General features: G+C 36.2%; 9 protein-coding genes. 4 read left to right on the top strand and 5 right to left on the bottom strand.

All coding sequences use genetic code 11. The features are described 5' to 3' along the window. Positions 1–323: 323 nt before the first annotated feature. Positions 324–620 (bottom strand): hypothetical protein, encoded by a 297-nt coding sequence (locus GQR59_RS12945; RefSeq protein ID WP_160063350.1) that lies wholly within the window; start codon positions 618–620, stop codon positions 324–326. A 423-nt stretch (positions 621–1043) separates the two neighbouring features. Then, positions 1044–1955, bottom strand: coding sequence for a LysR family transcriptional regulator (locus GQR59_RS12940; RefSeq protein WP_160065173.1), 912 nt, complete (start codon positions 1953–1955; stop codon positions 1044–1046). A 239-nt stretch (positions 1956–2194) separates the two neighbouring features. On the opposite strand from GQR59_RS12940, the gene GQR59_RS12935 reads away from it, so the two are divergent. Next, positions 2195–2851, top strand: coding sequence for an NAD(P)H-dependent oxidoreductase (locus GQR59_RS12935; RefSeq protein ID WP_160065171.1), 657 nt, complete (start codon positions 2195–2197; stop codon positions 2849–2851). Positions 2852–3152: 301 nt separating this feature from the next. On the opposite strand, the gene GQR59_RS12930 is transcribed toward GQR59_RS12935, so the two are convergent. After that, positions 3153–3461, bottom strand: a complete 309-nt coding sequence (locus GQR59_RS12930) for an antibiotic biosynthesis monooxygenase family protein (RefSeq protein WP_037049074.1) — start codon at positions 3459–3461, stop codon at positions 3153–3155. Between the two features lie 312 nt (positions 3462–3773). Here GQR59_RS12930 and GQR59_RS12925 point away from each other — a divergent pair, with 312 nt between their 5' ends. The 3 genes from GQR59_RS12925 to GQR59_RS12915 all read left to right on the top strand — a co-directional run bounded on the left by GQR59_RS12925 (position 3774) and on the right by GQR59_RS12915 (position 9057). Continuing rightward, complete coding sequence (locus GQR59_RS12925) at positions 3774–4850, top strand: efflux RND transporter periplasmic adaptor subunit (protein ID WP_160063348.1); 1077 nt, start codon at positions 3774–3776, stop codon at positions 4848–4850. Further along, positions 4850–7966 carry a multidrug efflux RND transporter permease subunit gene (locus GQR59_RS12920; protein ID WP_160063346.1) on the top strand — a complete coding sequence of 1039 codons (3117 nt, stop codon included), beginning with the start codon at positions 4850–4852 and terminating at the stop codon, positions 7964–7966. The genes GQR59_RS12925 and GQR59_RS12920 overlap by 1 nt, the downstream gene beginning before the upstream one ends. Positions 7967–8583: 617 nt before the next feature. After that, positions 8584–9057, top strand: coding sequence for an FKBP-type peptidyl-prolyl cis-trans isomerase (locus tag GQR59_RS12915; protein WP_160063344.1), 474 nt, complete (start codon positions 8584–8586; stop codon positions 9055–9057). 208 nt (positions 9058–9265) lie between these two features. Here GQR59_RS12915 and GQR59_RS12910 read toward each other — a convergent pair whose 3' ends face one another. Together GQR59_RS12910 and GQR59_RS12905 are read right to left on the bottom strand one after the other, a co-directional pair. Continuing rightward, entirely contained in the window at positions 9266–10633 is a 1368-nt protein-coding gene (locus tag GQR59_RS12910; protein ID WP_160063342.1) for an L-serine ammonia-lyase, read from the bottom strand. A gap of 171 nt (positions 10634–10804) precedes the next feature. Beyond that, positions 10805–11461, bottom strand: coding sequence for a DUF1007 family protein (locus tag GQR59_RS12905; protein ID WP_160063340.1), 657 nt, complete (start codon positions 11459–11461; stop codon positions 10805–10807). Positions 11462–11544: the final 83 nt, after the last annotated feature.

Raw genomic sequence — 11544 nt, 5'->3', positions numbered from 1 at the left:
AATGTTACAACGCAGTATTGGTTGTCGAGTTGTCGATCAGCAAGGCAAGTCGTGAGGCAAGCACCTTCGTTGTTTTATAAAGGGTCGATTTAACCCGTTAGATCTTTGTGCCTAGAATCTGTTTATCTCACGACTGTTTGATTTTTGTATCTTGAATGGTGACGGGTATAAATGAGCCCATAATTGTTATTTCAAGGCGTACTTAGCTTGATATTTTTAAATATAAATTGAAAGTAAGTGACGCTGAGCTTACTTTAACCGGAGGAGGCTCTAAAAAAGACTCAACTGATTGAAGTTGTTTCATTAACTTTAATCAGTGATTTTTATTCTGTAGGGGTAGGGCCTAAACGAAGACGTGCTTCATCGGAATCAAAATACTCTTTTTCAACTAATAAGTGAGTTAATTGCTGTAATGAAACTTCTCCATTCGCTATTAAATTAAGGATACGTTGCTTGCAGTGATTAATGGTTGTTTCTTCATCTAAAGATAGGTATTCACGACAAAAATATAATGGTGGTAAACCAAATGCGAAGGCGGTTAATTGTGCGAGGTGCATTGCTGGTAGTGGGTGAATGATTTTTTCTAGTTGTATTGAAGTCTCGTTAACATCATCTGACATTTAATATTTGCTCACTTAAGGAAAACTATTACAAACTTTACCTTAAAAATCTTAGTAAGTCCTTGGTAGTCGGTAATAACGCGACCTGAGTTATTGAATTTTCTGTATTATTCAGTAAATATAAAAGTTTGTATAAGAAGTGAATAGTCACAGATACAATAAACAACTTATGTTGAAGTGATTGTTTGTAACGTTGTTTATTTGAAAGTGGTATAAGCGTCGTTTAGATAACTGTCGATAGGCGTTTTAAGCTGGTGGCTAGTATCTATTATTTGGCTCTGTTTGTATTACTGGAGACTGTATGGTTGAAGTTCGTATTGTTAACGTTAATGCCATAGGAAATAGTGTCGCCGAAAATAAGAACACGATTAAAATGTTATGCCGATCATCGTGTTTATAATAGATTCAAGCTAAACAGCTTAGTTAAGGGGGTGGATATCGTTTACTAAACTCACTGAATTTATGTTGTAAAAAATCAATGACCATACGTAACTGTTTCCTAGGGTAATCTGTTTGTAAATAAACTAACTGCAAGGGAATATCTTCAGTTAAGTAATCTGTTAATAGTACCTTCAAGCGTCCTTGCTCTACATCTTCCGCAATATCTATCCAACTTTTATAGGCAATACCATGTCCTGCGATCGCCCATTGTCTTAATAAAGCCCCATCATTGGTCGTTTTGATTGGAGAAATAGGTATTTGTATACGCTGATTATCTTTAATAAATGTCCATTGTTGAAGGTGTTTGCTACCTAAATTCCAACTTAATAATTTATGTTGTTGAAGTTCTGCAGGGCTATTAGGTTGACCGAACTCTTTAATATAAGTTGGGGAAGCCACTACATAACGAGGCGACGACGTTAAGTAACGACGTTTAAGGACGGAATCTGATAAATGACCATAGCGAAGAGCGAGCTGAATTTTTTGATCCATTAAATCACTCATATGATCGCTTAAATATAAGGTAAGCGTTAAGGAAGGGGCTGAGGCTAAAAATTCATCTATCCAAGCACTAACAATATTTCTGCCTAAATCTGAGGGCATGCTTAACCCTAAATCACCACTTAGTTGGTCGTTGTTATTGTTCAAGGTATTACTGGCTAGCTCTAATATATTGATCGCTTCTCGGCTACTTTCAATAAATAAATGGCCTTCCTCGGTCAATTGCATAGTACGTGTAGAGCGAATAAATAATTGGCAATTTAACCTTTGTTCAAGACGCTTTAATGCAGCACTTGCGGCGGCAGGTGTTAAATTAAGCTCACGACTGGCTGCTGATATATTTTGTAAATCGGCAATTCTGATGGCTAATTTGAGATCGTTTAAGTGATACATATTCAAAAATAATTATCAAGTTATTCAAATTTAAGTGTGATTATCAAATAAAAGAATCAAGTGTACAATGTGCTTATTGATTATTAGCGGTATAGAGGTGAATAATTACTTCCAAAAAAATAGTGTCGAAGTGGCTATAACGACAACTATATAACGATAATTATACCTTTTAATAACAACGATACTTTTAATGACAACTTATATTAATCACCCAATAAATGAGATTCGACAATATGGCAATACATGAGCAAATTATTAATGATTTAGAAACGCGTTACACGGCTAAAAAATATGATGCAACTAAAAAAGTATCTCAGCAAGATTTAGAGGTTTTGTACCAAGCATTGCGCCTTTCTCCTTCGTCAATAAACTCTCAACCTTGGAAGTTTATTGTTATTGAAAGTGATGCAGCAAAACAGAGAATGGTTGATTCTTTTGCTAATAAATTCCAGTTTAATCAGCATCATATTTTAGCTTGTTCACATATTATCTTATTTGCACATAACCCTGCTTACACTCGTGCTGACTATGAAAAAGTAGTCGACCAAGGCATTGTGGATAATCGCACTAAATTGGAAGATAAAGAAAAAGCATTTGGTAGTTATTCTTTTGCTGATATTAATACTGATGAGAAAGGGAATAATGAGAATTGGACTAAGTCTCAAGTTTACCTTGCATTAGGTAATGCTATGCATACATTAGCGCGCTTGAAAGTCGATTCAACACCAATGGAAGGCGTTGATAGTGAGTTAATTGGTGACATTTTTTACGATGAACTAGGTGATTATCAATGTCATGTTGCATTAGCGATTGGTTACCATCATCCGTCAGAAGATTATAATTTTTCTCTGCCTAAAACGCGTTTAACAATGGATAAAGTACTCAAGGTTATTTAATCTCCATTTCGGGTAAGCAAATCGATACAGCAGCGTTAATGCTTTATTCATTTTATTAAGAATTAGGCGCTGCACATTCACTTTCTTTAGTCGATTGTTGTTAGTCCAATAATGAGTTAAAGATATTGGTTTATCTTTAACTCATTTGAGTTTTTTCGTTTAGTCAACGCTAGTTGTTAGTTGCTGGTAAAGTTATAACAATAAACAACTATGACGACATCTTATTAAAAATTATGTTTAGCGCTGTTTTGTTAACGCTAAAGGTAAGCGGTATAAATGGGGACTAAATACGATGATGCGATTAGAGTTTACTGGATATTAAATGGTCTAATACAGGAACGAGAACCAAAGGCTCTGCGGCACTGATAATAGCAGTGAGCATTTTAGATCTTGCCCCTTCATGTTTGTCTTCCAACCCTTGTGCTTTTAGATAATGTTCTTCACTTATCCATTGGCTATAGGAAACCCATTGATTATCTTTTGTTTTATGTAATCGAGATCCTAGTGCGCCATATTTTTCAATATTACGTTGTACTAATTCAGTCCAACCCTCTTTAAATACTTTTTCATGTACTGGGTTTATTTCCCAGCGAAATAATACGACGACCATAAAGCTCTCCTTATAATACTTTATCTTAATTATTCTCGATAAAGTTGATCCTATTTATTGAAGGATTTAATTATAGGCATCGATGGCTATTTGTTGTTGTGAACTAATATGAGTATTTACAAAAAACTAGCTGGTTTTTATCCATTTCAATAGAAAAACTCTATTAATTATTTGTTTTGTTTCAAGTTTATTATTATTTCTCCATATTTTCTTCACAATCTTTTGTTCTTTTTACTTTATGATAGGAAATGATAGCTGGATGCTGTTGATTTTTTATTGTTTGTCTTACCCACTTATTTAGAAGAAAAAATAATGAATAAATTAAATACTGTTTTTATGTTAACTAGTTTATTGCTGAGTTCGTTTAGCCATTCTGTTTTTGCTGCTCCTGCTGTTTCCGTCAAAAGTGAGATAGTTGATACACATGAAGTCACTCAGTCTTTGTCTTTGATTGGTAAGTTACAGGCGAAACAATACGTCAGTATTGCATCTGAAGTGGCAGCGAAAGTGACAAAAATTGCAGTGGAGGCCAATCAAAAAGTCAAAAAAGGCCAACTATTGATTAGTTTAGATAATGCCGGTGCTAATGCATTATTGGCAGAAGCTAAAGCTTATTTAGCGAATGAACAAAGAACATTAAAAGATTACCAACGTCTTATTAAAAAACAAGCGATTACACAGACCGAGTTAGATGCTCAATTATCATCGGTAGCAATTGGTAAGGCGCGTTTATTAGCGGCTCAAGTGTTTGTGGATAATCATCGCATTGTTGCTCCTTTTGAAGGCACGATAGGGCTACTTGATTTTAGTGAAGGGAAGAATGTTTCAATTGGTGAAACCTTATTAACATTAGATAACCTATCACAAATGACTTTAGATCTTCCTGTACCTGAACGTTACTTATCTCAAATTGAAGTTGGGATGGATGTTTCAGCAACCACCCGTGCTTGGGGTGATAAAACCTTTACGGGTAAAGTTATGGCGATCGATTCTCGTATTAATCCTGATACATTAAACCTTCGAGTACGTTTGTTGTTTGACAATACAAGTCAGCAATTAAAACCAGGTATGTTGTTGTCTGCACGTCTTGATTTTAAAGCGGTTAATGAACCTATTATTGCAGTGCAATCTATAGAGTATTCAGGTACTAAACGTTTTGTTTATGTAGTAACGGTCGATAATAAAGTAGAACGGAGAGAAGTTGAATTAGGTGCTCGAATTAAAGACCAAGCTATCATCGAATCAGGTTTAAAAGTTGGTGAGCGTATCGTCGTACAAGGGTTAGTTAATATGCGTGATGGATTAACGGTTAACGACCTAAGTACCACTAAAGAAACTGCTGATACAACAGCAAAATTGAATAAACCTAAGAAAAAGGATAGCAAATAATGTGGTTATCCGATGTGTCTGTAAAACGGCCCGTAATGGCAATAGTATTAAGTCTATTGCTTTGTGTTTTTGGGATAGTTTCATTTGAAAAGCTCGCTGTACGAGAGATGCCCGATGTTGAAAGCCCTGTTGTCTCAATCACCACTCGTTATGAAGGGGCGAGTGCAACGATCATGGAAAGCCAAGTTACTTCTGTTATTGAAGACCAAGTAACCGGAATCAGTGGCATCGATGAAGTTGATTCTGTTACGCGTAATGGCATGTCTCGTATCACCGTTACCTTTGATATTGGCTGGGACTTAACAGAAGGTGTCAGTGACATACGTGATGCAGTGGCAAAAGCGGAAGGGGCGTTACCCGATGAGGCAGATGAACCTATTGTGTCTAAAGATGATGGTTCTGGTGAACCTTCCATGTATATCAATCTTAAATCTTCAACCATGGATAGGACGCAACTCACCGACTATGCAGAACGTGCTTTAACCGACAGATTTAGCTTAATAACGGGTGTTAGTTCAGTTAACGTTACTGGTGGTTTATACAAAGTAATGTACGTTAAGTTACAGCCCGATATGATGGCGGGACGTTCGGTGACGGTCAGTGACATTATTTCAGCATTAGAGTCTGAAAATGTTGAAAGTCCTGGTGGTGAAGTGCGAAATGATACGACGGTGATGTCAGTTCGAACGGCTCGTTTGTATGCCGAACCTCAAGACTTTGATTATTTAGTGGTCCGTACCGCTAATGACGGTACGCCAATCTATTTAAAAGATGTTGCTAAAGTTTATGTTGGTGCAGAAAATGAAAACTCTGCTTTTAAAAATAATGGTATTGTAAATCTAAGCTTAGGTATTATTACACAAACAGATGCTAACCCACTGGAGGTCGCCAAGTCAGTCCGTAAAGAAGTGGATAATATCCAACAGTTTTTACCTGATAATACTGATTTAGTTTTAAATTATGACTCTACGGTATTCATTGAGCGTTCTATTGATGAGGTTTATAGCACTTTAATGATAACGGGTGGTTTAGTTGTCTTGGTTTTGTATATTTTCATCGGCCAAGCTAGAGCGACTATTATTCCTGCTATTACTGTTCCTGTTTCATTAGTTTCTTCTTTTATTGCTGCTTATTATTTTGGTTTCTCAATTAATCTCATTACTTTAATGGCGCTTATTTTATCGATCGGTTTGGTGGTCGATGATGCGATTGTTGTTGTTGAGAATATTTTCCATCACTTGGAAAAAGGTGAAAAGCCATTAATGGCTGCCTATAAAGGGACTAGAGAAGTTGGCTTTGCCGTTATTGCCACAACCTTAGTATTAGTAATGGTCTTTTTACCTATCTCCTTTATGGACGGTATGGTGGGACTATTATTTACTGAGTTTTCTGTGTTATTGGCCATGTCTGTTATTTTCTCTTCATTTATCGCATTAACCTTAACGCCAGTACTTGCTAGTAAAATGCTGAAAGAGCATCAACAACAGAATCGTTTTAATCGTTGGGTTGATAAGCAGTTTAACCGTTTAGAGAATGTTTACCGCCGTGGTTTAAATTGTGCAATGAAATTGCGTTTAGCGGCGCCGTTAGTCATTCTTGGTTGTATTGCAGGTAGTTATTTCTTGATGCAACAAGTGCCTTCTCAACTTGCACCTAAAGAAGATAGAGGGGTGATTTTCGCTTTCGTAAAAGGCGCTGAAGGAACCAGCTTTAACCGTATGTCTGCGAATATGGATCTTGTACAAGAGCGTTTAATGCCTTTATTAGGACAGGGCGTTATTAAATCATTTAGTACTCAAGCGCCTGCTTTTGGTGGTAATGCTGGTGACCAAACAGGTTTTGTTATCATGGTATTGGAAGATTGGAATGATAGAACTGTTTCTGCTACTCAAGCGCTAGGACTGGTGAATAAAGCGTTAAAAAACTTACCTGACATCCGTGTTCGCCCTTTATTACCTGGATTCCGAGGTGGATCGAGCGACCAAGTTGAGTTTGTATTAGGCGGTTCAGATTACAAAGAGTTAGAAAAGTATGCTGAATTGTTAAGGCAACAGGCTGAAGCTGATGGCATGGTTGTTGGTGGTGACCTTGATTACTCGGAAAAAACACCTGAGCTGGTGGTGACCTTAGACAAAGAACGTGCTGCTGAGTTAGGCATTAGTTTGGATGATATTTCTGAAACATTAGAAGTGATGTTAGGCGGAAGTAGTGAAACGACTTATGTTGAACGTGGCGAAGAATATGATGTTTATTTACGAGGTGATGAAAATAGCTTTAATAATGTGAGCGACCTAAGTCAGATTTATATGCGCACAAGAGGCGGTGATCTGATTACTTTAGATACATTGGCAGATATTGAAGAGGTCGCATCAGCAAATAGGTTGTCGCATTACAATAAACAAAAATCGATTACTTTGGGCGGCAGTGCTGCGGAAGGTAAATCATTAGGTGAGGTATTAGATTATTTAGATGCTAAAGCCATTGAGTTATTTCCAAGTGATATCACTATTTCTTATACTGGCGAATCAAAAGAGTATAAAGAAAATCGGAGCAGTGTATTCATTGTATTTGGTTTAGCTTTACTGGTGGCTTATTTAGTATTAGCCGCGCAATTTGAAAGTTTCATCAATCCATTAGTGGTTATGCTTACTGTTCCTATGGGGGTATTAGGCGGCTTTATTGGCATGGTTGTGATGCAACAAGGGCTTAATATTTATAGTCAAATTGGTATGATCATGCTAATTGGTATGGTGACTAAGAACGGTATTTTGATTGTTGAATTTGCTAACCAATTACGTGACAAGGGCCATGCGTTAGAAGTGGCAATTATTGATGCTTCTGCACGTCGTTTACGCCCAATATTAATGACAGCGTTTACTACTTTAGCTGGGTCTATCCCATTAATTATGTCTAATGGTGCAGGTTCTGAAAGTCGTATTTCTGTGGGGACAGTGGTGTTTTTCGGAATGGCTTTTGCTACGGTGGTCACGTTATTTGTTATTCCTGCCATGTATCGATTGATATCAGGTGGAACCCATTCACCGGGTCATGTAGAAAAGCTACTTAATGAAGAGTTACGAGCAAGCGAAGAGAAAACAGCAACCTCTAGTGATTAAATATCTTCGTTGTTAGAAAGTGTCGATTTAACCCGTTAGATCTGACACTTTTTGCCTAACACTTGTTGACTTCACTGCTTACTGAATGTTGTACCTTGAATGATAGCGAATATAGATAAGTTTACTTTTAATACCGATTATATTAAATAAGAGATCTAAATTTTGCGCAGGAAAAATGACTTAGTTCAAGGCGAAAATTGAGCTAAATGGTTGTTCCCTTTACGAAATTTACAACGAAGAAATAAGTTATTTTAACAAGTAAAATAGATAACTTAATTAGTGTGATTGGTATAAAAGTGAGGTTATTGATATAGCCTCGCTTTTTTATTGCCTACCGTTTTAAGGGAATCTTGGTGATAAAGCGTTATTGTAAACCTGGTGTCCGCTTGCGGTGTCTTTAATACAACGTTTAATATAAAGTGCTGCTATTTATTTAAATGTCCTTTAGATATTTATTAGTCATCTATTTTAATATTAACAATCGAATTTAATATCTGCTTCATGGTTTGCATAACTGACATTATTATTAAACTATTCTTATACAACTCTTAAACTAAGCTCTAAAATTTAGTACAGTCGCACTTCATTTTATATTTGAATAACAATAGGTATTTATAATGGTCAAATTTATTTTAATAGCAGCAATTTTAATCGTCGCATTTTTTATTTTCCAATCTATGAATGCAGGTAAAAGTGCGCCGGAAAATATTGCAAAAGGCGACGTTTTTTTAGCTGAAAATGCAACGAAAGAGGGCGTAAAAACTACTGACTCAGGTATGCAATATGTGGTTTTAGAAAAAGGTGAAGGTACTGAGCACCCAACTGCAACAAGTAACGTACAAGTGCATTATCACGGTACATTAATAGATGGCACTGTATTTGATAGTTCAGTTGCTCGTGGTAAGCCAATCTCTTTTGGTTTGAACCAAGTTATTCCTGGTTGGACTGAGGGTGTTCAACTAATGGTAGAAGGGGATAAGTTTCGTTTCTACATTCCAAGTAAGCTAGCTTATGGTAATCGTAATGCAGGTAAAATAACGGCAGGTTCATTGTTGATTTTCGAAGTTGAGTTATTAAAAATCAATAAGTAAAGCAAGACTAATGCTGAGGTAAATACTTCAGATTAATTGGCTTTAAAATAGAAACCTCTATGCACCTTATTAGATGCTTAGAGGTTTTTTATTAGAGATCTATGAACTAGCTATGCATTAAAAATCACAAAAAATACTAGAAAATCCATTAAAGAAGGCTGTTAAAAACGTCTACAAAAAAACACCACAAAAACATTATAAATAAAGCTTACTCGCAAGGTGGCGCCATATGAATAATGGCCAAACCTCCCTGTGAAGTTTCTCGATATTTTTTGTTCATATCCTTTCCTGTTTGGTACATAGTCGCTATTACTTTATCTAATGAGATCAGTGATTTACTGTTTCGTTTCAAGGCCATTCTAGAGGCGTTGATTGCTTTCATTGCGCCCATTGCATTTCGCTCTATACAAGGGATTTGTACTAATCCACCAATAGGGTCACAGGTCATCCCGAGTGAATGCTCCATTGCTATTTCTGCGGCAATACATATTTGCTCATTACTACCACCACGAATAGCCGTTAAACCTGCAGCCGCCATCGATGAAGAAACGCCTATTTCCCCCTGACAACCAACTTCCGCACCTGAAATTGATGCATTCATTTTATACAACATACCAATGGCTGCAGATACCGCTAAAAAATCTTTTAATTGAGTATTATCTATTTCACGGATGTATTTGTTGTAATACATCAATACTGAGGGAATAACGCCTGCTGCACCATTAGTTGGCGAGGTGACAACCTGTCCTCCTGATGCATTCTCTTCGCTAATTGCAAATGCGTATAAGTTGACCCAATCTAAAATGCTCATTGGATCATTATCAATTCCTTCACTCGCTTTTAATGTTTTGAATAAAGCTGGTGCACGACGTGTAACTTGTAATCCGCCCTCTAAAATACCCTCTGTCTGTAAACCACGCTCCAAGCATAGATTTATTACTTTCCATATTTTAGTGGTTGTTTCATCAAGCTGTTGTTCAGTACAAAAACTTAATTCGTTTCTTAATACTAAACCACCAATACTTAAACCGTTTTGGTCTGCTTGATTTAATAAGGTTTCAGCTGAGTTAAATGGAAGCGGAACACTGTTTTTAGGTGTTTTAATTGGATTTAACAATTCTTCTGCAGTACTGATAAAACCGCCGCCAGTAGAGTAGTAGGTATGGGCATCTATTTCTTGTTCGTCTTGATAAGCAATTAAGCGCATGCCATTTTCATGTAGAGGTAAACTTTCTCTAAGAAATTCGATATCGATTTCTGGATCAAACGCGATAGCGTGTTGATTTAAAAAAGGCAGTGTTTTTGTTTCTGATATCGATTTTAATAATAAATTAGCCGTATTAGTTTTAACGGTATCGGGTTTAAACCCCATTAAGCCTAACATCAATGCTCGGTCTGTATGATGCCCTTTACCAGTTAATGATAAGGAACCGTATAATTGAATTTTTATCTTGGTAATACGGGTAATAGCCTCTTTATTAGCAGTCGCAAATAAATAAGCGGCTAACATTGGACCGCTAGTATGCGAGCTTGAAGGGCCAATGCCAATTTTATAAATATCGAAGATAGAAAGCATAATCGCTCCTAAACCTAGGGGAATAATACTTACCTATAAATTAGTTAAGTATTTAATCGTGTGTAAGAGACATTCATTTCACGTTAAAGCCTATCTAGTTGCCTGACTTGTAATAATTTAAGTTAGCTTGTTAATTTAGAAAGCGACTTTCCCTTACGGCTTACTGTTCGTTTATGGACAGTGTAGCTGATATTTTTGAGAGAACAGTTGCCCGATTGTATTATCGGGTGCTACGTCACTTGCTAAAGATAAAGTGTAAGCACGGAGCTCATCTGATGCTTTAGGTGCAACTAATTTACCGGCACATTTTGCGGTTAATTGTTCGGATAATTGAATATTACTTTTGTCTAACCAAGACATATCAACAAAATACGTTTCATCGTAGATATAGAGTTTGAATTTTTTATTGTTAAAGGCAATTGGGTTCGATAAGGGTAATTCAAAACTGAGTACTAGTTTATTGCCATCTTGGATCAGTTGTGGATGATTAGCTTCTTTATAACGAACAGGCTCATTTCCGTCATACAAGTATGTAAAATAATGTTCGTTATACATATTACCCACCACACTTTCTGCTAGCCTTTGTAGTGTTTGGTCAATTTTTTCAGGGCTAATATCCTCACCTTGTAACATGTAGGTTGATGTTTCAGCATCAAAAGTCCAAGTCATGTGTAAAGCGGTAATATGTGTTTCATTACTATCGATATAAGTATTGGTATCCACCCATGCATGAGGATGTGCAGATAGTGTAAGAGGAAACAGTAATGTAAAAATGAAACTTATTTTTGAAAACCAATTTGGTTGTAATAAAATAAATACTTTGTTCATATAAACTCTTATTTTTTATGGTTCGCTCTTTTAAGTTTTCTACATTTAAACTATAAAAATATTACAGTAGGTCGACTATTTTT

The organism is Psychromonas sp. L1A2 (assembly GCF_009828855.1).
Lineage (GTDB): Bacteria > Pseudomonadota > Gammaproteobacteria > Enterobacterales > Psychromonadaceae > Psychromonas.
Note: the sequence above shows the minus strand (reverse complement) of the source record. Positions and strands in the feature narration are given on the sequence as shown.